This is a genomic window from Enterococcus sp. DIV0176 (genome assembly GCF_050528535.1).
Lineage (GTDB): Bacteria > Bacillota > Bacilli > Lactobacillales > Enterococcaceae > Enterococcus_B > Enterococcus_B thailandicus.
Window position 1 is genome coordinate 2,261,768 of the sequence record NZ_CP172879.1, and the last position, 24,066, is coordinate 2,285,833.

The window sequence follows — 24,066 nt, forward strand, 5'->3', positions numbered from 1 at the left end:
TTCGATTTATCCTCCTTGTTATTTTACCATAATAAATTTTCTAGCAAACACCCACAGAAACTTTCTTTATTTTTCCACACAAAAATTATCAAATACTCTGTAAAAACTCTCATTTCTTAAGAAAAAGAAAAGCAATTTAACCTTTTTTTCAACATGTGGTATGATAAGTTGAATTTACTCGTCAACACGACGTTTTTTGGAGGTTACATAATGGGAATACGCAGTCAATTTGCGATTGCAGTTGGGAAATCATCACAATGGGCATTGAAAACATTTTTTAAAGGTGGCTCAAGCTTACCTGGCAAGCTTGCTCTTAAAATAGATCCGCATATTTTAGATAGTTTAGCCAAAGATTATGAAGTAGTTGTCGTAACTGGAACAAATGGAAAAACATTGACCACTGCCTTAACTGTTAATATTTTGCGTCAACAATTTGATGAAGTTTTGACAAATCCAACTGGTGCAAACATGGTTCAAGGAATCGTTTCAACATTCTTACAAGCCAAACCAAAAAAAGGACAGAAAAAATTTGCTGTTCTCGAAATTGACGAAGCTAGCTTGAGTAAAGTGACAGAATATATGAAACCTGAACTATTTTTATTCACAAATATTTTCCGTGACCAAATGGATCGTTACGGTGAAATTTATACAACGTACAAAATGATTGTTGACGGTGCTGCAAAAGCACCAAATGCAACGATTATTTCAAATGGTGACTCACCAATTTTCAATTCGGTACAAACCGTCAATCCAAACAAATATTATGGGTTTGATCACGAAGAAGATCATGAACAAATGGCTCACTACAACACAGATGGCGTTCTGTGTCCAAAATGTCATCATATCTTACATTATAAAATGATCACTTATGCGAACTTAGGGAAGTATTATTGTCCAAATTGTGACTTTAAACGTCCTGAACTTGATTATCGTTTAACTGAGATGATTCGTATGGACAATGTTTCTGCTGATTTTGTCATTGACGGACATGAGTATGGTATTGAAGTTGGTGGAATGTATAACGTGTATAATGCGTTAGCTGCTACAGCTGTGGCTGAATATTATGGTGTCGCACCAGAAAAAATCAAACAAGGTCTGGGTTATGATGAAAAAGTCTTCGGCCGGCAAGAAACGATAACAATCAATGACAAGAAATGCACATTGATCCTTGTTAAAAATCCGGTTGGAATCAATCAAGTAATTGATATGATTGGTCTTGCGCCTTACCCGTTTTCATTAGTTTCCCTACTAAATGCGAATTATGCTGATGGAATTGATGTCAGTTGGATTTGGGATGGCAACTATGAAAACTTCGCAACTATGGCTATTCCAGCAGTTATCTCTGGTGGAGATCGCCATACAGACATGACTTTGCGCTTAAAAGTTGCGGGTATTCCAGAAGAAAAATTAACGGAAACAAAAGAAATTCCTGAAGTAATTGAAAAAATCAAAACACTTCCAACCGAACATGTTTATATTCTAGCGACTTACACCGCTGTTTTGCAGTTGCGTAAAGAATTGGCAAATCAGGGATATATTAAGGGAGGCATGAATAATGGCTAATTATGAATTAACTATTGCGCACCTGTATGGTAATTTAATGAATACTTACGGGGATAACGGAAATTTATTGATGCTCAAATACGTTGCCGAAAAAATGGGCGTGACTTTCAATTCTGAAATCGTCAGCATCCATGAACCTTTTGATGAAAAAAAATATGACTTAGTCTTTTTCGGTGGTGGGCAAGACTTTGAACAGCTGATTATTTCAGAAGACATTCAAGACAAGAAAGAATCTTTGACAAACTATATTGAAAATGACGGTGTCATGCTTGCGATTTGTGGTGGCTATCAATTACTTGGTCACTATTACATGGGCGCTAATGGTGAAAAAATCCAAGGAATCAGTGCTTTAGATCACTACACACTTAGCCAAGACAACAATCGTTTTATCGGAGATATTGTTATTCACAATGAAGAATTTGACGAAACTTATTATGGATTTGAAAATCATAATGGACGAACTTTCTTAGGTGAAGGTGAACGTCCTCTTGGGAAAGTCGTTCAAGGAGAAGGAAACAATGGCGAAGATCAGTCTGAAGGAGTTATTTACCGTAATGTTTATGGTTCTTACTTCCATGGTCCTATCTTAGCACGTAATGAACACTTAGCTGAACGCTTGATTCGCCTAGCTTTAGAAAAGCGTTATGGAAAAGAGTTAGATTTGCCAACTGTGACAACAAAAATGTAGCACCTAGCATTTCATACAAAAAACTCAAACAAAAAGAATGAACCAAAGCGAAATTCGCGTTGGCTCATTCTTTTTTGCATTCTTTCAATCAATTATTTCTTTTCACCGGGAACAGAAGCAATAATTGCTAACTCACCTTGGATCGTCCATTCTTTGACGCCATCAGGAATGAGGCAGCTTGTCCCTTTCTCCAATGAATAAGTTTTTCCGTCAACCACTAGCTCGCCAGCGCCAGCAATTACTGTCATCAGCGTATAAGGTGCTTGTTTTTTAAATGACATGATTCCTTTAACGTCCCATTCATAAACGTTAAAGAATTCTGTTTCTAGATACGTAACTACGGAAGAATTGCCTTCACGAATTTCTTTTACGTGTAATTCTGGCGTTTTCGCTGGAACAGTTGTTACATCAATTGATTGTTGGATGTGTAATTCACGGGTATTTCCTTGATCGTCTTTGCGATCGTAATCATAAACACGGTAAGTCGTATCTGAACTTTGTTGTGTTTCTAAAATCATGATTCCTTTACCAATTGCGTGGATTGTTCCACTTGGTACATAGAAGAAATCACCTTTTTTCACAGGAACACGTTTCAATAAATCATCCCAACGACCTTCTTCAATCATTTTCGCAAGTTCTTCACGTGTTTTTGCGTGATGACCATAAATGATTTCTGCGCCTGGCTCTGCATCAATGATGTACCAGCACTCTGTTTTACCTAATTCACCTTCATGTTCCATTCCATATGTATCATCTGGATGGACTTGAACAGATAATTCATCTTCTGCATCTAAAATTTTAATTAGTAATGGAAAAACTGGTTCTGTGGGGTGACCGAATAACTCTTTATGATTTGCCCAAAGGTCATCTAATTTTTGACCTTTAAATTCGCCATTTTCAACGATACTTACACCATGAGGATGCGCACTGATTGCCCAGTCCTCTCCAATTTTGTCACTAGGAATGTCAAATCCAAATACAGAACGTAGGCGACTTCCTCCCCAAATTTTTTCTTGGAAAACTGGTTTTAAAAACATAGGTTCTTGCATAATTCAAACTCCTCTCAACTTTCATAGCTATTATAGCACTATTTTTGTAAGAACGCTTTCTCTTTCAGATAAGTTTCAACAATTTCATCACGACATTCAAGATAGGCTTCACGCGCATCATTTGGATGAATACGGTTGGATAAAAAGATAAAGCCTTCTTGACTAATAACATCAATTAACAGGAACGTTCCTGTATATCCCGTGTGGAAAAGTATCGGATGTTGATCCTTTTGATCTAATTTAAGAGCCCATCCTAATGATCGCTGTCCATTTTTTTCAGGTGTATGATCTTGAAGTAATGACTCAATCGTTTGGGTAGTCAAAAATTGTCCCCCATTGACTTTTCCTTTAGCCAAATACATTTGAACAAAAGAAATGCTATCTTCTAAATCCAAAAATAACCCTGCATTTCCAGCATGTTCAGCTAAAATTCTTGCTTTAGGGTCATGAGTGATTCCTCTTAAAACTTCTCCAGAGGGTAATTGTTCAGTAGGAACGATTTTTTTAGATGGAAAAGGTAAAAATAAACTATTCATCATTCCTAAAGGTTCAAGAACTTGTTCTTGAAATAATTCAACCGCTGGCTCTTGATAAATTTCTTCCAACATCAAACCAAGCAAGATCGTCCCTGCATCAGTATATTTTACCGTTTTGCCTAACTCAGCTCCAGGTTGCAATGTTAAATAAGCAGCAATCAATTCTTCTTGTGTTAATGAATCTCGGTCAGGTATCCAAGTTTGAATATCTGAAGTGTGCGTCAATAAATGACGAATGGTAATTGTCTGGTTTTCAAATGCTGGTAAATAGCGCTGGAGCGGTTGATCCAAGTCAAGTTTACCGTCTTCCCACAATCGTAAAACAAGTGTTGTGGTAGCAATGACTTTCGTTAACGATGCTGCATCAAAAAGTAAGTCTTCTGACATCGGTTGTGTATCAGGAACAATTTGGGCTTGTCCTGCTGCAAATGATTCGACTTTTTCTTGTTTGATAAAAGCAGCTACAACACCGGGGTAAAAACCTTCCGCAAGTTTAGTCAAAATCATTTGTTTTGTTTCTGGATACATGTTCTTTCCTCATTTCTACTCAAAGAATCTCTTTGAAGGATTTGATCATTCATACAGCACAAGCATATATTTTTCTAGGTAGTGAAGCAAGCTGTTTCAGTGGATTTCTTTCGATTACTTTGTTTAAAAAAAATAAGAGAAGCCATCCAGCTACTCTTATCCTTTATCAAAATGATTGCAGTCAGCACTATCGTTAAGAAATTATTTTTTGGCTGACTCCAATCTATTTAGCTATTTTTTAGGATTGCTGACAAACCACCACTCGATACCAATTGCATCATACACAGTGATGACTGATTTTTTCTTATCTACGAAGAAATCAAGATTTTCAGCTTGTAAATGTTCAATCAATGTTTCCATGTTTTCTGGTGTCACGACAAATTTCAAGAAGTCTAACCCTAAAACCTCATCTGTTGGTAAGTCGATTGTTCCACCTACCGCTTGGTTCAAACCAACATGAAAATCGCCTTCGTTCAGTACATGCAGACCATTTTCTTCGTTATGTACTTTTAGTCCGAGTACATGACTCAAAAATTGGCGCTCTTTCGCTAGGTCGCTAACATTCAAATGAATTTTTTCAAAATAGGCACCTGATGTTAACTTTGTGAATTTTTCTTCAGATTTTCGCAGTAAAGCTTCTTGATCCATTACTTCAGGTTCTGCTTTTTCAGCATTTTTTTCTTCGTAATAAATTTCAAGTTCGTTACCTTCTGGGTCAACTAATAAGATTCCCATACGTGCTTGATCTTCCAGTGCATCTTTAATTGGATAATTTGTTTTACGGATACGGCATAACATATCTGCCATTTCTTCCACACTTGGAATGACCAAAGAAAAGCGACTCAACTTTTTGATTTCACCTGTGTGATTGTTCGCACGTGGGCTTTCTTCTAGTAAAAGCATTTCACTGTCACTATCTTGTGTACCAAAAATAGCCAACTCATTTTCTTCACGCTTCAAATCAAAACCAACTGTATCCTTATAAAAAGCAATCATTTTATCGCGATCTTTGACTCGGATAGCCACACTTTTTAAATAGGTAGTAGCCCCCAATTTAAAATCTTTCATTTATTCTACTCCCCTTCTGCGTCAAATTATATTTTAACGATGGATGTCACTTCTTTCAAGCAATAACTAAGAATTTGTGAAATTTATTTAGTCCGAGAGTAACACCAATCTCCATTTTCTTCAAGAAAATCAAAAAAATTGGCGGAATCTAACAAATAACTTTTCCTGAATACAGCTTTTTTAATTATTTTTCGTTGCCAATCAGTTGGTTATTTCAATAAATATGAAAAAGGGATGTGACAATCCTTCTGTCACATCCCTTTTTAGAATAAACGGTGTTCCCAAAGCAACTGCTCAATATAACTTGCATTCACTTCAAAACATGAAAAGCTATTTTGAGTGTTTGCTCATTATCTGTTCGGAGCTAATCGCTTGGCGCCACAACCTTATTTACGGTGCTCCCAAAGCAACTCCTCGAAATAATTCACAACTGTACAAAGATATGAAAAGCTATTTTTGTCAGTTGCTCATTATTTTTTCGAAGCTAATCGCTTGGCACCACAACCTCTATTCACGGTGTTCTCCAAGCAGCTTCTTCGGCAATAAGTCCTCTTTTCATAAAAATATGGAAAACTATTTTTAGAAAAGCATCCTTATTGCTTGAAGCTAATCGCTTGGCGCCACAACCTCTTGTTATTAAGCAACTTCTTCAGAAAATTGACTATTATAAAGATCAGCATAAAAACCATCTTTAGCCATTAGTTCTTCATGGTTACCTGTTTCTACAATTGATCCATGATTCATCACAATAATATTGTCTGCATCGCGAATCGTTGACAAGCGATGCGCAACCACAAAACTTGTCCGATTTTCTAAGAGACGGTTCATTGCTCGTTGGATCAAAATCTCTGTTCGAGTATCAACACTTGAAGTTGCCTCATCCAGAATCAAGACATCTGGATTAGCCAAGAATGCGCGAGCAATCGTGATCAATTGGCGTTGTCCTTGAGAGATGTTACTTGCATCTTCATTTAAAATCGTTTCATATCCTTCTGGTAATTTACGAACAAAATCATCCACATGAGCAGCTTTGGCAGCGGCAATTACTTGGTCTTTTGTGGCTTGTTCATTTCCATAATGGATATTGTCATAGATTGTACCTGTGAATAACCACGTATCTTGTAAGACCATCGAGAATTTGGCACGCAACTCATCACGGGATAAGTCTCGAGTATCAACACCTTCATAGCGAATGCTTCCGCCAGACACATCATAAAAACGTTCCAACAAATTGATCAACGTAGTTTTACCTGCACCAGTTGGGCCAACGATTGCGACCATTTCTCCCGGTTTGACATTTAAGTTAAAATCGGTCATCAATAAGTTATCCTCAGTATAACCAAACTGTACATTTTCAAAGCGAACTTTATAAGGAGAATCTTCTTCTACTGGGAGTCCTGAAGGCTCATCTGTCATTTCAGCTTCGTCTAAGACTTCAAATACACGTTCTGCAGAAGCGACAGTTGATTGAATGGTATTCATTAAGCTAGCGATTTGAGTAATTGGTTGTGAGAATTGGCTCGTATATTGCAAGAATGCTTGAACATCCCCTAAAGAAATATTCCCATTTGCTACTTTAATCCCACCAAGGACAGCGACAAACACATAGCCTAAATTCTTAACAAAGTTCATCAACGGCATAATGATTGCCGAAATAAATTGGGCTTTCCAACCAGACGCATAAAGTTTTTCATTTTCAACTTCAAAAACTTCCTGATCTTTTCCAGCATGATTAAAGGTTTTAACAATCGTGTGACCAGCATAGGTTTCTTCTACTTGGTTATTCAACAAACCTAAACTCTTTTGTTGATCTGAAAAATATACTTGTGATTTTGGTGCGACGATCATCACAACGATTAAACTTAACGGAATCATTAGTAAAGCGACTAGTGTCAATTGCCAACTAATTGATAACATCATCACGATGACCCCAATCAGTGTAACTGTACTCGTTACAAATTGCGTCAAATTTTGTTGAAGGGTACTTGCAATGTTGTCCATATCGTTGATTGCCCGAGACATAATATCCCCATTCGTATGTGTATCATAATAAGAAATGGGTACTCGGTTCATTTTAGCTTCTAAGTCCTTACGCAAATCATAAACTGTTCGTTGTGAGACACGCGTCATAATAAATTGTTGTAAGAAACTAAACACGGCAGCAATAACATACATGACAATGACGGTCGCAATAATTTGGCCGATTTTATCAAAGTCAATTGGAAATTCAGTCACTTTTTGACCTTGCTGCATCTGTTTCGCGCCAATCATGACGCCTTTAAAAATTTCAGTTGTTGCACGACCTAGAACTTTCGGCGTTTGGATTTGGAAAATCACTGCCGCAATTGCCAAGACAAATACTAAAACAATCGCAATTAGTCGTTTTGACATATAGCTAAAGAGGCGGCTAACTGTCCCCCAGAAGTTTTTTGCTTTTTCTCCTTTTGCACCAATGTTACGCCCAGGTCCATGACCACCTCCGCCACGCATTGATCCATGAGAGGATTGTGTTTTTTCTTTACTCATGCTAAGTCCTCCTCTCTTAATTGCGAACGAACAATTTCCGCATAAGTTTCATTTGTTTCTAGCAGTTCTTTGTGTGTTCCTTTACCAACTAACTTGCCTTCATCTAAAACTAAAATCGTATCAGCATCCATGACGGTACTTACGCGTTGCGCTACTAAAACAGTTATACTGTCGGTCATGTCCTGTTTCAATGCTTGACGAAGTTTCGCATCTGTTTTGAAATCAAGCGCAGAAAATGAATCATCAAATACATAAACATCTGCTGGTTTGACTAATGCGCGAGCAATCGCTAACCGCTGTCTTTGTCCACCAGAAAAATTTCCTCCACCTTGTTCAACATGACTATCTAGCCCGTCTTCCAACTCAGAAACAAACTCTTTTGCTTGAGCAATTTCTAATGCTTTCCAGATCATTTCATCCGTTGCGTCAGGTAAGCCATATTGCATGTTTTCCCGAATCGTTCCAGAAAATAAAATCGCTTTTTGTGGAACGAAACCAATCAAATCACGCAAGTTTTCTTGAGTCATTTCACGAATATCCGTTTGATTTAAACGAATTTCGCCTGATTCAATTTCATATAGTCGAGGAATCAAATTCACTAACGTTGTTTTACCAGAACCAGTTCCACCGATAATCGCAACGATTTCCCCTGATTTTGCACGAAAATCAATATCTTCAAGCGCTAATTTTTCTGCACCACGATAACGATAATCCACATGGTCAAAATTCAACGTTGCAGACTTTCCGGCAAGCGTTACTTCTTTTGGATTTTTTGGGTCCGTAATATCGATATCTTCGTCTAATACTTCATTGATCCGATCAGCAGAAGCTTGCGCACGAGGAACCATGATAAAGATCATTGATAGCATCATGAAACTAATTAGGATTTGCATCGCATAAGTCATAAAAGCAATTAAATTCCCAACTTCTAAATTCATTTCAGCTATGTAGTGTCCACCAAACCAAGTAATTGCTACGTTTGTTCCACTCATGATTAGCGTCATCAACGGCATCATCAATGCAACAATTGAGTTCACGCGAATCGCTGTGTTTGTGTAATCTTTATTTGCTAAATCAAAACGGTTCTCTTCAAACTTTGTTTTATCAAACGCACGAATCACGCGGACACCCGTTAAGCCTTCACGGAAAACTAAGTTCAAGCGGTCCGTTTTCTTTTGCATACTCTTAAACAACGGAACCGCAAAATACATAATACCGCCAACTAAAACTAACATGATTGGGATAACTACCAAAAAGATTTTTGTTAACTCTTGATCTTTTTGATAAGCAAGAAAACTTGCCCCTATCAATGTAATAGGTGCGTTGATCATCATCCGTAAAAACATTTGAACAACCATTTGAATTTGTGTCACATCATTTGTTGTTCTCGTAATCAACGAGGCTGTTCCAAATTTATCAAAGCCATCATTTGTTAGATTTTCTGCCTTTTGATAAACATCTGAGCGTAATTTTTTCCCTAATTTTTGTGACTCACGCGTCGCAAAAAAAGTATTTCCAATAGCAGCTAAAATACTAATCAATGAAAAGCCAATCATGACAAAGCCAGTCTGCCAAATATAGTCAATGTCTCCTTTAGCTACCCCTTTATCAATAATGTTGGATGTCAATGTTGGTAAATATAAGTCTGCCAAAACTTGAACAACCATAAAACCAACTGCGGCAATGGCAGAAGTAATGGAAATTCGTTTAATAATTTTCAGCATCTATTCCCCTTCTTTCTACTTATAGGCTCCCTCTTTCAACCAAGAAAGCTTTAACTTAAATTCTTCGATTGCTTGTTCAACTGAGTAGTCTTTCGTCACTGAAAGTGATTTGTATGAATGTGCAATCGTTGAAAAAACAGCATTCATCAACAGTGATATCAGCAGCTCTAATTCGTGTGAATCTCTTACTTTTAGTTTTGTTTGATCAATCACTTCTATTAAAGCTTGAGTATCCTGCTTATGTCTTTTATGTGGCATTTTTTTTGCCTTTTCCTCTTCAGAAAGATGAGGAGTCACTTTACGTGAAGCGCGATAATCCATGTTCATGAATAAGTGTCGATAAAATGCAGAATTTTCTCCTGCTAAGATTTCGCGAATCATCTTTTCAAAATAAAGCTCGAAACCTTCAAAAAGATCTCCATGAACTTCTTTCATCAAGTTTCGCATATCTCGCGAACTATCACGTCGCAGTGTCTCAAAATAATAGAAGTACAGATCCTCTTTATTTTCAAAATATTGATAAAAACTACCACGTGGTATCTCAGCTAGTTTCACGATATTAGCAATTGACGCATCCTTTAACGGCACACGTGAAAACTCAGCATTCGCAGCGGCTAATAATCGTTGTTGCTTTTCCTCTGGCAAATGAAAAAATGTTTGTGTTGGCATAGTCCTCCTCCTTTCGTTTCTCCACCCAAATGACGCGTTGTCATATGACGCTATGTCATTATAACACCAGCAGACTGTTTTGCAAGTTTTTTACATTATTTTTTTCCTTTATTTCAACTGCAAAAAAGAAACAGTGCATCCGTTAAACGAATGCACTGCTTCTTTTAAAAATAAGTGAGTAAGGGTTTCCCACCTTTTACGTTTGAGTTCGTTCATTATTTGCCTAAAAGAAAACCCGTTTGCCAGCCAGACGAACTTAGAATATGAGAAGTCTCTTCGGCTATCTTTTTGTAAAAACAATGAACTAACAGCAACTCTAATGAAAGAGTGATGATTTGCTACGACTATGTAAAAAAATCAGCTCTTCCACTTGTGGGGTTATTTGAGATGTTCATCCCAAATCAACATGGTGGAATAACTAAATTATAGCCATGCAAATCAATCATTTCCAATATACTTTTACCGATGTCGAGGTAAATAAATCTAAACAAACTGGCCTTTAGTTGAAGTTTTCTTATTTTTTACACTTGATTTCAGTATGATTTTGTTTTGGCTCCGCCAAATGGATCAGTAAAAAAAGAATGAGTAGTAAAAAAGAAAAGCAGCTAAATTAACTATTCTTTGTTTTTAAACCTTGATAGCCTTTTCTTTTTCGAGTAAACTAGCTTTGTTAGTCTTGAACATAACAAGTATGTTTACAAAAAAGGAGATTGAATCATTATGTCATCAGTATTAATTGTCAAAGGTCATCCTTTAACTGCTGAAGAATCACGCTCAGTTAAAGCTCTTTCTACATTTCTAACTAGCTATAAAGAAAGTCATCCAGAAGATGAAATCACTATTCTTGATCTTTACCGTGATGATATTCCTGAAATTGACGAAGAATTATTATCTGGTTGGGAAGTTCTTCGTACTGGAGCCGACTTCTCAGAATTAACTGAAAATCAACAACATAAAATCGCGCGTTTTAACGAATTAACTGAACAATTTCTAGCTGCTGATAAAATCGTCATTGCCAACGCACTTTGGAACCTAAATATTCCAACACGTTTAAAAGCTTGGTTTGACACGGTCAACGTAGCTGGTAAAACATTCAAATATACAGAAAATGGTCCTCAAGGTTTAGTTCAAGGAAAGAAAGCTTTACACATCCAATCAAATGGTGGTATTTATCAAGGCCAAGATTTTGCTTCACAATATGTTAAAGGAATCTTGAACTTTATTGGAATTGACGAAATCGATCAATTATTTATCGAAGGAATCGACTACACACCTGACCGTGCAGAAGAATTGATGCAAGAAGCACTAGACAAAGCTACTCAATTAGGAAAAGATTTCTAAGCAAAACAGATCTCTTTTACAACAAAAAAACAGCAAACGACAATCTAGTTTTCGATTGTCGTTTGCTGTTTTTATTTATGTTTCTTTTTTGATTTTTAAGATAGTTGCCTATTCTTTTTTCGGCGTTTCAACTGGATCGTCTTCATATAAGGAAGAAATCGTTGTGTACCATTCAAAAATATGCGTGATGATTACTTTGGCTGCCGCATAAACAGGTATTCCCAAAATAACTCCCACAATTCCAAACAGTTTTCCAGAAGTCAATAAAACCAATAAAATCGTTACTGGATGAATCGCTAATTGATTCCCTAAAACTAATGGTGAAATCAATCGTCCTTCGATCGTTTGCTCGGCAATAAAGACGATAATCACTTTCACCAACATCAAAGGCCCTGCTACAATCCCAAGAAAGACTGCTGGAATCATGGCTAAAAATGAGCCAAGGTACGGAATTAGATTCAAGAATCCTGCAACAATACCTAACGTCACTGAATATTCCAATCCAATAATCGAAAAACCAATGATAAACATGATTGCCACAGCAAAAGCCACAGTCAATTGACCTCTTATATAAGAAGATACTTGATCGTTCATTTCACTTAATACTTTCAAAGTTGGTTTTCTCATACGTGTTGGTAAGAATTTAACAAAGTAAGGTGCTAATTGACGTCCATCTTTCAATAAATAAAACAAGATAAATGGCATCGTCATAATTGCCACAATGACTGTCGCTACCGCTCCTACGATACTTCCAACACTTTGAACGGTCGTTTTTGAAAGGTTCTTAATCAAATCGCCGGCAGAATTAATAATTTTATCCCCCGCAGTCTCAAGTTGTTCACGAAATTGATTAAACAAAGGATCGCGTAAGATTTCTGTTAATTTATCATCTATCGTGTCGACATATTGTGGGAAATTACTAGCAAAGCTAACTGATTGCTCTTGAATTTTTGGCACAATCACTACGATTCCCCAAACGATTAGCGCCACCACAACGACAAATAAACCAATAATACTGTAAATTCTGGGAATCTTTTTCTTCTCTAAATAGTCCACCACAGGATTCATCAAATAATATAAAATACCCGCTAAAATAATTGGTAGGCCAACGATAGCTAAGAATTGCCACACAGGTTCAAATAGGTATGACACTTTCGTAAAAAGAAAGACGATTACTAATAAAAGCAGAACAACTAATAAGGCCGTTACTACTTGATTATTTAAAAACCATTTCCAAAACCAGGAAATTGGTTTTCCTTTTTTATTTTTCTCCTCCATATGTCCCTCCTACTGATAATAAATTTGTGTTCCCAAATGAATTTCTGGAAGTTGATAAGGATTCAAATACACACCATTAACAATCGTATTTTCTGGTTGATGCTCGTCAAACACTAACGTTACGTGACCAACTGTTTCCAGATTTTGATTAGCAGTCGTTCCGACATGTTCAATCGTATATTCTTGTTCATCAAATCGAATTGTTTTTCCAGATTCTAGCTTAAAGGGTTCTTTATTTAAAAATTCTTGGATAATCGAGTAGTTTCGTAAAGTAGTTGTTGCTGTGTTGTTGAATAAAATCAGCATTGGTTCTTTTTCATTAATTGCTTCTGGTCCAATTTCTACTACATTGGCTTGAATCATCTTGATCTCTCCTTTGATTACTATCACAATGAACAGTGTTTTTCTTCATACAGCGTATTTTTACGCTCAAAAATATTATAGCATATTCTCTTTCATTATCCGCCAAGAACAGTTGTATGCTAAAATAAAAAAGAAAACAATTTCATTTTTTTAGGAGGGAATCAAATGATTGAAAAAATCATTTTGGGTACTTATACACGCCGAGTAAGTGAAGGAATTTATACAATCGATCTTGATACTGAAAAAAAAGAATTATCTGGACTAACTTTAGCAACTAAAGAAGTGAGTCCCACCTATTTAGCAAAGAGTAAAGCAGGGAATCTATACACGGTCACAACAGTTGATGGATTAGGTGGCGCAGGCGCATACGATTCAACGTATCAATTTTTGAATGCGGTAACAGAAGAAGGAGCACCTCTTTGTTATGTAGCAGTAGATGAAACTCGTCAGCTGGTTTATGGTGCAAATTATCATAAAGGTGAAGTAAATGTTTATCGTATTTTAGATAATGGTGGTATTGAAGCTGTCGAATCTCTTTATCATCAAGAGGAAACTGGACCACATAAAAATCAAGACCACGCACATGTCCACTACACTGATTTAACACCTGACCAACGTTTAGTTGTTTGTGATCTTGGAACTGATCGAGTGTACACTTATGATGTTGCAGAAAATGGAAAGTTAACTCTAGCAGCCACTTTTGTAGCTGAACCTGGAACTGGACCCCGTCATTTAGTTTTCCATCCGACACAGCCAATTGCTTATTTATTTGGTGAATTAGACAGCACCGTAAGCGTCCTCGCTTATCAAGAAAATGGTTCATTTGAAAAGTTACAAAAAATTTCAACTTTACCAGAAGATTTCACAGGTGAAAATGGCGGTGCTGCTATCCGAATTTCAGATGACGGCCGTTTCTTATATACTTCTAATCGTGGACATAACTCAATCGCAGTCTTTGAGATTTCTAGTAATGGTGAACAGCTTTCTGCTATTCAAAATATTTCAACAGAAGGTGATTTTCCTCGTGACTTTGCCTTAAATTCAACAAATGAGTTTTTAGTTTGTGCAAATCAAAATAGTGATAACTTAACTTTATTCACACGTGATGCTCAAACCGGAAAGTTAACATTACTACAAAAAGACATTTATGCACCTGAGTGTGTATGCGTCTATTTCGACTAAAATCAACCTATTTTTCAAAGGAGGAAATTTTTATGATTCAAAAATCAGCTGAAGAGTATCTATTAGACAACCTTTCTGAACTTTATAATAAGTGTCTTCCCTTGTACGAATTGATTACTAGCCCACGCTATGAAAAAAATCGAGTTATTGTTGTGACGAACGAGCTATACAGCCTCGCTCAAACAGCAAAATTATATACTCAGCTACATCCAGAATTGCAAATCAAAGAAGTCAGCAAATTTTTTGATGCTTTTCATCAGTTTTATGCTGAACTCAAGCAAGTCTTCTTCAATGAAGATTCTAATACCGCTTTGCTTTATAGCAAATTGACCATTATGAAACAAAACTTTGAACATTTAACTGCTATTTTTCACAGCTTATAAATGAACCTAGTAATAACTATAGATGAATGATGAAGAAAGAAGCGAAGAACATGAACCAACAAGAAGTGTTAGATCGTTTGCGAGAAGATTTGCAGATTCCTTTTTTTCAGGGGAAAATCGAAGATAGAGAGTATACTGAAGCAGACTATCAACAACTAAAGAAAAATCTGGAAGATTATTTTGATAACTACGTCAGGAATGTTGAAAACTGAAAAAGGTTGTGGCGCAAAGTGGTTAGCTTCAAGTAATAAGGAATCTTTTCTAAAAATAGCTTCTCATATTTTTAAGAAAAGAGGACTTATTACCGAAGAAGCTACTTTGAGAACACCGTGAATAGAGGTTGTGGTTCCAAGCACTCAACTCCAAACAGATAATGAGCAGGTACTCAAAATAGCTTCTCATATTTTGAAGTGAATGCACGTTATATGGAGGAGTTGCTTGGGGAACACCGTAAATAAAGGTCGTGAAAGAAGTGTCTAGCTTAAATAAATAAGAATAAATTTCCAGAAATTGTTTTTCAAATTTTGCGAAATTTAGACTTATTTAGCAGGAGTTACTTCTTGAACACCGTGAATAGAGCTTGTGGCACAAAACGTCTAGCTCCGACTAGATAACAATCAACTGACCAAAATAGCTTTTCATGTTTTGGGCTAGTTGTGAATTATCTGGCGGAGTCGGACGCTTTGTACCACAAGCTTTTTTATTATACATTGAATTTTTGAGCATCAAAAAACCACCGGGTTGGTTAGGCTCGGTGGAAAAGGCTACTTACTCAATGAGAGTAAATAAAGGTTGTTGTTGGTTATGCTTTTATCATATAGCAGTGAACAACTCTTATCATAAAAAAAACGTTATATTTAGATTAAATAACTCTAGTTTTATCTTTAAATTATTTTTTCATCAAAAGATTGGTCATTTTTTGGATTGCTAGTGAAATATCATCTGTTGCTTGGTCTTGTTTCTTTTCTGAAGCTTCAAATAAATCCGTATCAATTCCCTTTTCTACGTTAATACTTTGAATCATTTCTTCACAACCAGCTACATAAGAAAGATAGGCACGTTCAAATTTTTTGTGAATCCCCATCACTTTTGCTGGAGGACGTAACGTACTAACTTTTTTCAGCATAGCTCGGTATTGCTTAGTTCCAGCTTCAAACAATTGAACAACTTCTGTTAATTGCTCTGAATTTAATTCTGCCACTTTCTTTTCATCAATTGCTTGACGAATCATTTCGTATTTGGGATGCATTTGCTCGCCAATTTCTTCCGTTTGTTTCACAATGTTATCGACTGATTGAACATAATAACCAATATTTGGTAACATGAAATTCCCTACTTTCTCCGTTTATCTATCCTTTATTGTACCTGTTTTTACTATTTTATGACAAGCTTATTTCTCGCCTTGTTTCTTTTCACTTCAATCACTATTTTCAAAAAAACTAGCCTGTAAACTATATTGTTTACCAGAAACGATGTCATATTGAATCATTTGATAGTCTTCATATAATTTTTTTTGTTGCTCATTCAGTTGTGCCTCTTTACGCCACTGCCCATTTTGATAATATAAGCCCCTTTCAAACGCAGGTAAAACTTGCTCCATTTCCAATAGCAATTGATAGAACCCTGTTGTTGCTTGATTCGTTTGTTCCAATAAGTTAGCTGCAAAATAAAATGGACTACTGATTGCATCATGAGTAGCTTGATTTGTTAATTTTCCTTCGCTATCAAACATTAAAAATTGTGTTTCATGTAAAGTCTGCTCATCGTTTGCTCCTTGCACTACTTCTGAGTAAATACCAGGAAGATGATCTCCCCAGAAAACAACTAGGGTTCTTCGCGAAACATCTTGTAAACTATCAACAAATTCCTTCAGTGCCTCACTGCTATAGGCAACGTCCTGCAAATAGTTGGTTAAATTATCGGTGTCACTGCCGTCACTTGCCTGAGCATCGTAAGCAATATCTGAATACTTTCCACCATAAGGCATATGTGTTTGCATCGTTACTAGATGAACAAATTGTGGTGAATCTTGCTGTTTTAAAATAGATAAAACTTCTTGATAAGCGGCTTTATCTGAAATATAAGGATTGTTTTGGAGTTTTTCTGTGTAATTCATTTCTTTTTCACTGATAAATGAATCAAATCCCAAAACATCATACACATCTTCACGCTTATACATTGATGTGTTATAGGGATGAATCGCTGTTGTTTGATAATTTTGCGCTGCTAGATTGGAAACCAATGATGGAAATTTTGTCATTTTAGGAACTAACATCGTGTACGGAGTTGTTAATTGTGCATTAAATAGTTCCATTGAAAAACCAGTTAACGCTTCAAACTCAATATTTGCAGTTCCACCCCCATAATTTTGGGACAACATTTTGCCACTATAGGTTTGATTCGCAATGTCATAATAATCTTGCAGTGGATTTCCTGAAACTTCGATTCCGTTTAAGTGACTAGGGTCAGAAAAACTTTCGCTCATCACATAAACGATGTTTGGTTGCTCTTCTTCAACTGTTTGATTTTTCTTATCAGCTATTTGTTGATAATTCTTAGTGATTTCTGCCACTTTCGCTTTGGAATAGCCTTTTGGTTCATCCATTGCTTCAACTTGTAGATTGTAAAGAAACCCGCCAATAAATCCTGTATTATAGTAGTTCATTTTCTGACTATAAGGAATCCACAAGGCTGTTTTGTTGTACGCTTTTCGTAAGAGATTATTCGGGTTATTAAAACTACCAACGTACATCAATAGAATAGCAGATAAAACGAAGACAGTTCCTCGTACGACCTGAAAACGACGACCTTTTTTGAAACTCCGGTATAGCCCCCAAGCAAATAAAATGATTACTAAACCAGTAATTCCCATTAAAATAAAAAATGTCGTTCCCCCTGCCATCTCTTTCAGCAAACTAAGTTCCGTAATCATTTTGATGTCATCAGGATAAATAGGCTCCTGTCGATAACTCATTTTTAAATAGTCAGCAACACCTAAAATGCCGATAATCGTTGTATACAAAATGGATCCAACCAGAACCGATCCTGCAACACTGCTGAGGAAGGCCAGAAAAACGAATAAAACTAAGCAAGCTAAAATAAACTTTTCTGTATGCCAAGAAAACGCAAATTTCAATGCTAAGTCATAGGACAAATCATTTTGGCACCATTGTAAAAATAAATTACTCAATACAACTAAAGCGATCACGCCAATCGTAGTCAAACTAATTCGAATGATACTCTTTTGTTTAAGTGAAAGATTATTTATTCTTTTCTTCAATTAATTGCTCCTTCATCGCCTACTTTATGAACTTAAACGATTATTTTAAATTTGACTCACTCTCTTATTTTAGTAGCATCAAATTTGAAAGTAAAGCGGTCATCGGCTAATTAAAGAAATAAAAATAACTTGATTAAACTTGTGGACGTACTAATAACCGTACACGTTTAACATCCGCAATCGTTTCTAACTGACGGTTAGCTTCTAATAAATTTTTGACATCTGTACTCTCAATGTCAATCAGTGTATAAACGTAATCCTCTTTCTGGTTACGCGTCATATTACCAATTGGTAAATCATTTTCCTCCAAAATTTTAAAAACTTCCGATAAGATTCCTTGTCTTTTTTGATAAAAAATCGTAAAACGATACGGCGCACGAAAGACCATTCGCACAGCTGGAAAATTCACCGATGAACGAACTGTTCCAAATAGCAGATAGTTTCGTAATGCTCGAACAGCTTCCCGACTGCTATCCGCTAAAGCTTCTTTTGTGGACCCACCAATGTGCGGAAGCATCATGATTTTTTCATTTCCTAAAAATTCTTGTGCTGGAAAATCTGTTATGTATTTTGCCAGTTTTCCATCCTCAATCACTTGTAAAAGTGCTGCATTATCTACAATTCCACTTCGTCCCACATTAATTAAAATAGCCTCTTCTTTCATTAAAGATAACTCTTCTTTCCCCAACAGCCCGTTTGTTTCCGGCGTTGAAGGTAACATAATCACGACGAAATCAGACAATCGTAAAATATCCGGCAAGGGTAATTGCTCAACATAGTCTAACTCGTGATTTCTTCTAGCATAGCCTAAAACTTCCATACCTAATTCATAACAAATTCGAGCAACTTCTCTTCCAATTGAACCTAATCCAAGTAAACCAATCACTTTCCCTTGTAATTCTTGACCTACAAACGGTTTTCGGTTTGCTTCTGCTTGCTCTAACAAGTCTGCTCCCTCTAAAGCTTGAACCATTTCGCTTGCTTTGATAACCGGGCGAACAGATAAAAACAAACAGCTTAATACTAGTTCTTTGACTGCATTTGCATTAACGCCAGGCGTATTCATCACAATCGTGCCATTTTCGGTGGCTTTTTGTACCTGGATCGTGTTGACCCCAACACCAGCTCTTGAAATTGCTAACAATTCTGAGCCAATCCAGTCTTCTTCAACAATAGAACTTCTTACTAGTAAGCCGTGCGCATCCTTTTTATCTGTCCGTTCAAAAAATGGCTCTTCCAATTGTTTCATCTGTTCCGTGGCAATATCATCAACTAAAGAAATCCGGTACATAAAATCGCCTCCTTTTTATCAGTATCTCTGATTACAGAAATTTAGACAAGAATTAACTTCTACTAGTCAACCATTGTTATCCAATTAGCTTCCCAAGTAAAATAATCTATTTTCTTCACTTAAAAAATACAATCAAATTTCTTGCAAAAGAATCTGATTCAACAATACTTTTGACACACCATTTTCATCATTAGTCGCTGTTTGGATGGTTGCCCCTTTAGTTACTTCTTCCGGTGCATTGCCCATTGCCACTCCCATTCCAGATAATTTGATCATAGGCAGATCGTTAAAGTTATCTCCAATTGCCATCGTGTTTTCTAAAGGAATTTGATAGTGATTTGCCACAATCGTTAACGCTTTTTCTTTCGATACTTGATAGTGAGTAACTTCCAGATAATTTTCCTTTGATAAATAAAACGAACTAGTTTCCAGATTTAATGATTCGCAAACTTCCTTTAGTTGCTCAATTTCTGAAGTTGATCCTATCAATAATAGCTTATGAACTGGCAGTCTTTGTTCTAAAAGTAATTGGTTAAGATTGGCTACAATTGGTTCAAGTTTCGTGATTGCAGCTTCTTGCTCTACCCACTCGTCAACTGACTCCACATACCAGTCGCTTCCTGAATACAAACTAATTGAGATAGTTTTAAATTTTTTCGTTAAAAGTTCAATGAGCTGAAGTGTTTCTCCTACATTCAATTCTTGACTAAAAATTTGTTGAAACGGGTCGTCTTCTCCTTCTCTGACAATCAAGGCACCATTGTAACAAGCCATTGGGTATTCAGTGATTTCCAATACTTTCGCAATGTCATGCATTCCTTTAGGAGATCTGGCAGATGCCAAAACAAAAGGAATATTTCTAGCTTTTAGTTGTTTCAAACGACCAGCTAATTTGTTATCAATTCTGTGTTCGCTAGTTAAAATCGTTCCGTCAATATCACTCATTACTAGTTTGATTTCTTTTCTCATTTTCGTTCACCTTCTAAATGATTATTTTTAATTTTTTATAATCAAAATCGACTGCTCATGTTTCATCGCTTAGCCAATCTGTACAATCACACATTTTTTTAAAATTTATAATTGGCTTTTCCTTCAAGCTTACTCGCCCTTATGAATAATTCAAACCTTATTCAAATCCTATTTTTTAAACTAGCTTGTTCTCTTCTTTTATTATAACGGTTCCTGTAATTCTCTGTCTCATTTATCGGCATTTGCGAACATAGCTAGCTCAAATAAGTAAAAAAGAAGTCGGAAGATTTAAAAATCCTCCGACTTCTTTTACAGCTTTGTCTTACTTCCAAAAATCATCAAAAACCGTAATTGGTAGATGACGTTTATGTTTTGTTTTATCCCACCAAGCTTCAAGGGTTTCTTGTGCATGTTCAGGAATTTCTTTTCCTTCTAAATAATCATCAATTTGATCATAAGTGACACCTAAAGCAACTTCATCTGCAATTAATGGTTTCCCATCTTCCAAGTCCGCCGTTGGAATTTTTGTATACAATTCTGCTGGCGCACCTAGTTCTTTTAACAGAGCTTTTCCTTGTCGCTTGTTCAAACGAAAAAGTGGTAAAATATCTGCCCCACCATCACCAAATTTTGTAAAGAATCCTGTAATATTTTCTGCAGCATGATCTGTTCCCAAGACAGCACCAAATTTTGCACCAGCAACACCGTATTGAGTAATCATTCGTTGACGTGCTTTAATATTTCCTTTATTAAAATCACTGATTTCAACACCTGCTTCACTCAATGAGGCAACTTGTGCATCCACAGCAGGTTTGATATCAACACGTAAACTCACATCGGGCTGAATAAAATCCAATGCAGCTTTTGCATCTTCTTCGTCAGCTTGTTCGCCATAAGGTAAGCGAACAGCAACAAATTGATAACTGTCATCTTGTGTTTCTTCACGCATTTCAGCCATTGCTAACTGTGCTAAACGACCAGCTAAAGTTGAATCTTGTCCACCACTGATTCCTAAAACAAATGTTTTGATAAATGGGTATTTTTTTAAATAGTCTTTCAAAAAGTCCACACTTCGACGAATTTCTGTTTGTGCATCAATTATAGGTTTCACACCTAGTTCTTGAATAATTTCTTGTTGTAAACTCATGTTTGTTCCCCCTCAGTGATTTCAATCATGCTTCATTGTGTAGATCAGCAACGCTTTTTTTCATTCGTTCCATAATAGACATCTTGTGATTCCAGCACTCTGTTGATAAATCAACTGGATACTTTTGTGGGTTCAAATCACGTTTATATTCTTCCCATAGAGAGTCCAAGTTCTCACGTGCATAGTCTTTAATTTCATTTAGCGAAGGTAATGAATAGACCAACTTTCCTTCAACAAAAATATCTTGTAACATCGGACGTGCCGAAAAATCACGTACCGTTTTATTGATGAACGTATGAACAGGATGGAACATAAAGATTTCCTCTTCCTTGCGAGGATCTTCATTCCATAACGTGACATAGTCTCCTTCAGATTTTCCGTCAAAATTTCGTGTAATACGCCAAACCTGTTTTTTCCCTGGCGTTGTTACTTTTTCTGCATTACTAGATAACTTGATGGTATCAATCATTTTTCCTTCTTTGTTTTCAATAGATACTAATTTGAAAACAGCCCCTAGTGCAGGTTGGTCGTAAGCTGTAATCAACTTAGTGCCCACACCCCAAACATCGATTTTTGCTTTTTGCATTTTTAAATTTAGAATCGTTGCTTCATCTAAGTCGTTAGAAGCATAGATTTTTGCTTCAGTAAAGCCTGCTGCATCTAATTGTTCACGCACACGTTTTGAAATATACGCCATATCACCACTATCAATGCGGACACCTTGGAAATTGATTTTATCACCCATTTCTCTCGCCACTCGAATCGCACTTGGCACACCTGACTTCAACGTATTATACGTATCTACTAAAAAGACACAGTCTTTATGTGTTTTCGCGTAAGCCATGAAAGCATCATAGTCGTTTCCATATGACTGAACTAATGAATGAGCATGAGTTCCACTCGCAGGAATACCAAAAATTTTCCCAGCACGCACGTTACTTGTCGCATCGGCACCACCAATGAAGGCTGCACGTGTTCCCCAAACCGCCGCATCAAGTTCTTGCGCACGTCTTGTTCCAAATTCCAATAGTGGATCGTCACCAATAACGGATTTGATTCGGGCTGCTTTCGTAGCAATCAATGTTTGGAAATTGACCATATTCAGCAGTGCTGTTTCGACCAACTGGCAATGTGCCAACGGTCCTTCGACTTGAATAAGTGGTTCATTGTTAAAGACGATCTCGCCTTCAAGCATTGAACGAACGGTTGCTTTAAATTCAAATTCTTTTAAATAAGTAAGGAAGCCTTCTGGATAGTTACCCACTTCTCGTAAGTAGTCAATATCTGATTTACTGAAAGTTAAGTTTTCTAAATATTGAACTAAACGTTCCAGACCAGCAAAGACAGCATAACCATGGTTAAAAGGCATTTCTCGAAAGTAACATTCAAAAACGGCATGTAGATCTGCACGACCTAATTCCCAGTATGTCTGCATCATATTGATTTGGTACAAATCAGTGTGTAGCGTCAAACTGTCATCTGGGTAAATTTTATTCATCTGTTTAATACTCCTCTTGGCAATTTTTCATTTCCTAACCATTATATCAAAAAAACGAAATAGGAAAAGAAAACTTGATTTTTTTCCGAAAATATCAGCTTGATATTCTTTATTCCTTTTCATTTTTTCTTTGATGAATTGATTGACAGAGAAACGAACATATGTTCTAATTAATTTGTTGAAGACTTCAATTCATTGTAGTTATCCATTCATTTATTCGCGCAATCTACTTGGACAGTATAGATAAGGAGGCTGTTATGCGTACAATTACACAGCACTTTGAAACAGTTATTATCACTGCTTATATCGCAAAGCAAAAAATTATTGTTGAACGTTTGGACCATAGTTATGCAGAAGGATTGGTTCAACCAAGCATCACACCTGATGGCTTCTATCTTGATGAACATTTTATCCAGTGGGAACAGATTTCAACAATTTGCTTGGCTGAACAATATTTTCATTTTTGGAAGGACATCGTTCAAAAATAAAAAGAGTCTGGGACAAAAGCAGCCTAAATAGAAAAAAAGCCTAAAATTCGTTTTTTAAAACGTTGATTTTAGGCTTTTTTGCATTGAAAGATAGATTAAGAACGACTGAATTTTTAGTTTCGTCCCAGTCCCTTTTTGTTAGACATTTGTTACATTTTGTTCAATAATCACAATATCTTTATTTGGACGTTTGAATTGAAGGCCAGCCCGTTCCAATTCTTGTTTGACACCAATGTGAACGGTCACATCTTCGCGTGCTACTTTCAAGATTCGACGAATAGCATAGTCGATTTCTTGCTTTGTAATTTTCTTTTTCGTATTAATCATCACCAACTGGATTTTATCATACGTATCTACATATAAAATTTGTGTACGATCTAGCGAATAGAACTTATAGTAGTTAATTGCCTGATTTCCAAAAAAGAAATCCACTATTTTTGGGTAAAATGTCTTGATATTTAGATTACTATTGATTGGTGTTTCAACTAATTTCAT

The 24,066-nt window shown here is 36.3% G+C and carries 22 protein-coding genes; 7 read left to right on the forward strand and 15 right to left on the reverse strand.

The annotated features are described in order from the left end of the window. The first annotated feature begins 210 nt into the window (after positions 1 to 210). Both IGJ66_RS10455 and IGJ66_RS10460 read left to right on the forward strand, forming a co-directional pair. Positions 211 to 1,563: a Mur ligase family protein gene (locus tag IGJ66_RS10455; RefSeq protein ID WP_067482829.1), complete on the forward strand. Its 1,353-nt coding sequence runs from the start codon at positions 211 to 213 to the stop codon at positions 1,561 to 1,563. Further along, complete coding sequence (locus tag IGJ66_RS10460; RefSeq protein WP_067482831.1) at positions 1,556 to 2,251, forward strand: type 1 glutamine amidotransferase; 696 nt, start codon at positions 1,556 to 1,558, stop codon at positions 2,249 to 2,251. Before IGJ66_RS10455 ends, IGJ66_RS10460 begins: the two co-directional genes overlap by 8 nt. 92 nt (positions 2,252 to 2,343) lie before the next feature. On the opposite strand, the gene manA is transcribed toward IGJ66_RS10460, so the two are convergent. From manA to IGJ66_RS10490, 6 genes are all read right to left on the reverse strand, one after another. Further along, a complete protein-coding gene (gene manA / locus IGJ66_RS10465) occupies positions 2,344 to 3,300 on the reverse strand; it encodes a mannose-6-phosphate isomerase, class I (protein ID WP_430616587.1) in 957 nt (318 codons plus the stop codon). 38 nt (positions 3,301 to 3,338) lie between these two features. Further along, complete coding sequence (locus IGJ66_RS10470) at positions 3,339 to 4,364, reverse strand: serine hydrolase domain-containing protein (protein ID WP_071869104.1); 1,026 nt, start codon at positions 4,362 to 4,364, stop codon at positions 3,339 to 3,341. Positions 4,365 to 4,595: 231 nt separating this feature from the next. Next, positions 4,596 to 5,432, reverse strand: a complete 837-nt coding sequence (locus IGJ66_RS10475; RefSeq protein WP_067482841.1) for a VOC family protein — start codon at positions 5,430 to 5,432, stop codon at positions 4,596 to 4,598. 636 nt (positions 5,433 to 6,068) lie between these two features. Continuing rightward, positions 6,069 to 7,958: an ABC transporter ATP-binding protein gene (locus IGJ66_RS10480; RefSeq protein ID WP_430616588.1), complete on the reverse strand. Its 1,890-nt coding sequence runs from the start codon at positions 7,956 to 7,958 to the stop codon at positions 6,069 to 6,071. Further along, complete coding sequence (locus IGJ66_RS10485) at positions 7,955 to 9,682, reverse strand: ABC transporter ATP-binding protein (protein WP_071869107.1); 1,728 nt, start codon at positions 9,680 to 9,682, stop codon at positions 7,955 to 7,957. Before IGJ66_RS10485 ends, IGJ66_RS10480 begins: the two co-directional genes overlap by 4 nt. A 15-nt stretch (positions 9,683 to 9,697) precedes the next feature. Further along, entirely contained in the window at positions 9,698 to 10,351 is a 654-nt protein-coding gene (locus IGJ66_RS10490) for a TetR/AcrR family transcriptional regulator (RefSeq protein WP_430616589.1), read from the reverse strand. A gap of 720 nt (positions 10,352 to 11,071) precedes the next feature. Here IGJ66_RS10490 and IGJ66_RS10495 point away from each other — a divergent pair. Continuing rightward, positions 11,072 to 11,692, forward strand: a complete 621-nt coding sequence (locus IGJ66_RS10495) for an FMN-dependent NADH-azoreductase (protein ID WP_430616590.1) — start codon at positions 11,072 to 11,074, stop codon at positions 11,690 to 11,692. Between the two features lie 108 nt (positions 11,693 to 11,800). On the opposite strand, the gene IGJ66_RS10500 is transcribed toward IGJ66_RS10495, so the two are convergent. Both IGJ66_RS10500 and IGJ66_RS10505 read right to left on the reverse strand, forming a co-directional pair. Beyond that, entirely contained in the window at positions 11,801 to 12,970 is a 1,170-nt protein-coding gene (locus IGJ66_RS10500; RefSeq protein ID WP_067482849.1) for an AI-2E family transporter, read from the reverse strand. 9 nt (positions 12,971 to 12,979) lie between these two features. Continuing rightward, the gene (locus IGJ66_RS10505; RefSeq protein WP_067482850.1) at positions 12,980 to 13,333 is read right to left on the reverse strand and encodes a PTS glucitol/sorbitol transporter subunit IIA; all 354 of its coding nucleotides are present in this window, start codon (positions 13,331 to 13,333) and stop codon (positions 12,980 to 12,982) included. Between the two features lie 165 nt (positions 13,334 to 13,498). Here IGJ66_RS10505 and IGJ66_RS10510 point away from each other — a divergent pair, with 165 nt between their 5' ends. Genes IGJ66_RS10510 through IGJ66_RS10520 form a run of 3 tightly spaced genes read left to right on the forward strand, consistent with a single transcriptional unit; the run spans position 13,499 to position 15,110 of the window. Then, positions 13,499 to 14,515 (forward strand): lactonase family protein, encoded by a 1,017-nt coding sequence (locus tag IGJ66_RS10510; RefSeq protein ID WP_430616591.1) that lies wholly within the window; start codon positions 13,499 to 13,501, stop codon positions 14,513 to 14,515. Between the two features lie 32 nt (positions 14,516 to 14,547). Further along, complete coding sequence (locus tag IGJ66_RS10515; RefSeq protein ID WP_067482853.1) at positions 14,548 to 14,898, forward strand: hypothetical protein; 351 nt, start codon at positions 14,548 to 14,550, stop codon at positions 14,896 to 14,898. A 50-nt stretch (positions 14,899 to 14,948) separates the two neighbouring features. Then, on the forward strand, positions 14,949 to 15,110 hold the full coding sequence (locus IGJ66_RS10520; protein WP_430616592.1) for a hypothetical protein: 162 nt from the start codon (positions 14,949 to 14,951) through the stop codon (positions 15,108 to 15,110). Positions 15,111 to 15,787: 677 nt separating this feature from the next. On the opposite strand, the gene IGJ66_RS10525 is transcribed toward IGJ66_RS10520, so the two are convergent. The 6 genes from IGJ66_RS10525 to IGJ66_RS10550 form a co-directional block, all read right to left on the reverse strand. After that, entirely contained in the window at positions 15,788 to 16,222 is a 435-nt protein-coding gene (locus IGJ66_RS10525) for a hypothetical protein (protein WP_071869109.1), read from the reverse strand. 93 nt (positions 16,223 to 16,315) lie between these two features. After that, the gene (locus tag IGJ66_RS10530) at positions 16,316 to 18,178 is read right to left on the reverse strand and encodes an LTA synthase family protein (protein ID WP_368027063.1); all 1,863 of its coding nucleotides are present in this window, start codon (positions 18,176 to 18,178) and stop codon (positions 16,316 to 16,318) included. A gap of 133 nt (positions 18,179 to 18,311) precedes the next feature. Continuing rightward, entirely contained in the window at positions 18,312 to 19,469 is a 1,158-nt protein-coding gene (locus tag IGJ66_RS10535; RefSeq protein WP_071869111.1) for an NAD(P)-dependent oxidoreductase, read from the reverse strand. Positions 19,470 to 19,601: 132 nt separating this feature from the next. Continuing rightward, a complete protein-coding gene (locus tag IGJ66_RS10540) occupies positions 19,602 to 20,438 on the reverse strand; it encodes a Cof-type HAD-IIB family hydrolase (protein ID WP_067482862.1) in 837 nt (278 codons plus the stop codon). A gap of 322 nt (positions 20,439 to 20,760) precedes the next feature. Continuing rightward, complete coding sequence (nadE, locus tag IGJ66_RS10545) at positions 20,761 to 21,585, reverse strand: ammonia-dependent NAD(+) synthetase (RefSeq protein WP_067482866.1); 825 nt, start codon at positions 21,583 to 21,585, stop codon at positions 20,761 to 20,763. A gap of 25 nt (positions 21,586 to 21,610) precedes the next feature. Next, a complete protein-coding gene (locus tag IGJ66_RS10550; RefSeq protein ID WP_430616593.1) occupies positions 21,611 to 23,083 on the reverse strand; it encodes a nicotinate phosphoribosyltransferase in 1,473 nt (490 codons plus the stop codon). 257 nt (positions 23,084 to 23,340) lie between these two features. Between IGJ66_RS10550 and IGJ66_RS10555 the strand changes: the two genes are divergently transcribed. Beyond that, positions 23,341 to 23,571, forward strand: a complete 231-nt coding sequence (locus IGJ66_RS10555) for a hypothetical protein (protein WP_067482870.1) — start codon at positions 23,341 to 23,343, stop codon at positions 23,569 to 23,571. 138 nt (positions 23,572 to 23,709) lie between these two features. On the opposite strand, the gene IGJ66_RS10560 is transcribed toward IGJ66_RS10555, so the two are convergent. After that, the gene (locus tag IGJ66_RS10560) at positions 23,710 to 24,066 is read right to left on the reverse strand and encodes a DUF1827 family protein (protein ID WP_430616594.1); all 357 of its coding nucleotides are present in this window, start codon (positions 24,064 to 24,066) and stop codon (positions 23,710 to 23,712) included.

Excerpts from the sequence above, each read along its gene's own strand:
- IGJ66_RS10455 (WP_067482829.1), top strand. The coding sequence starts at position 211 with ATGGGAATACGCAGTCAATTTGCGATTGCAGTTGGGAAATCATCACAA.
- IGJ66_RS10460 (WP_067482831.1), top strand. The coding sequence starts at position 1,556 with ATGGCTAATTATGAATTAACTATTGCGCACCTGTATGGTAATTTAATG.
- manA (WP_430616587.1), bottom strand. The coding sequence starts at position 3,300 with ATGCAAGAACCTATGTTTTTAAAACCAGTTTTCCAAGAAAAAATTTGG.
- IGJ66_RS10470 (WP_071869104.1), bottom strand. The coding sequence starts at position 4,364 with ATGTATCCAGAAACAAAACAAATGATTTTGACTAAACTTGCGGAAGGT.
- IGJ66_RS10475 (WP_067482841.1), bottom strand. The coding sequence starts at position 5,432 with ATGAAAGATTTTAAATTGGGGGCTACTACCTATTTAAAAAGTGTGGCT.
- IGJ66_RS10480 (WP_430616588.1), bottom strand. The coding sequence starts at position 7,958 with ATGAGTAAAGAAAAAACACAATCCTCTCATGGATCAATGCGTGGCGGA.
- IGJ66_RS10485 (WP_071869107.1), bottom strand. The coding sequence starts at position 9,682 with ATGCTGAAAATTATTAAACGAATTTCCATTACTTCTGCCATTGCCGCA.
- IGJ66_RS10490 (WP_430616589.1), bottom strand. The coding sequence starts at position 10,351 with ATGCCAACACAAACATTTTTTCATTTGCCAGAGGAAAAGCAACAACGA.
- IGJ66_RS10495 (WP_430616590.1), top strand. The coding sequence starts at position 11,072 with ATGTCATCAGTATTAATTGTCAAAGGTCATCCTTTAACTGCTGAAGAA.
- IGJ66_RS10500 (WP_067482849.1), bottom strand. The coding sequence starts at position 12,970 with ATGGAGGAGAAAAATAAAAAAGGAAAACCAATTTCCTGGTTTTGGAAA.
- IGJ66_RS10505 (WP_067482850.1), bottom strand. The coding sequence starts at position 13,333 with ATGATTCAAGCCAATGTAGTAGAAATTGGACCAGAAGCAATTAATGAA.
- IGJ66_RS10510 (WP_430616591.1), top strand. The coding sequence starts at position 13,499 with ATGATTGAAAAAATCATTTTGGGTACTTATACACGCCGAGTAAGTGAA.
- IGJ66_RS10515 (WP_067482853.1), top strand. The coding sequence starts at position 14,548 with ATGATTCAAAAATCAGCTGAAGAGTATCTATTAGACAACCTTTCTGAA.
- IGJ66_RS10520 (WP_430616592.1), top strand. The coding sequence starts at position 14,949 with ATGAACCAACAAGAAGTGTTAGATCGTTTGCGAGAAGATTTGCAGATT.
- IGJ66_RS10525 (WP_071869109.1), bottom strand. The coding sequence starts at position 16,222 with ATGTTACCAAATATTGGTTATTATGTTCAATCAGTCGATAACATTGTG.
- IGJ66_RS10535 (WP_071869111.1), bottom strand. The coding sequence starts at position 19,469 with ATGTACCGGATTTCTTTAGTTGATGATATTGCCACGGAACAGATGAAA.
- IGJ66_RS10540 (WP_067482862.1), bottom strand. The coding sequence starts at position 20,438 with ATGAGAAAAGAAATCAAACTAGTAATGAGTGATATTGACGGAACGATT.
- nadE (WP_067482866.1), bottom strand. The coding sequence starts at position 21,585 with ATGAGTTTACAACAAGAAATTATTCAAGAACTAGGTGTGAAACCTATA.
- IGJ66_RS10550 (WP_430616593.1), bottom strand. The coding sequence starts at position 23,083 with ATGAATAAAATTTACCCAGATGACAGTTTGACGCTACACACTGATTTG.
- IGJ66_RS10555 (WP_067482870.1), top strand. The coding sequence starts at position 23,341 with ATGCGTACAATTACACAGCACTTTGAAACAGTTATTATCACTGCTTAT.
- IGJ66_RS10560 (WP_430616594.1), bottom strand. The coding sequence starts at position 24,066 with ATGAAATTAGTTGAAACACCAATCAATAGTAATCTAAATATCAAGACA.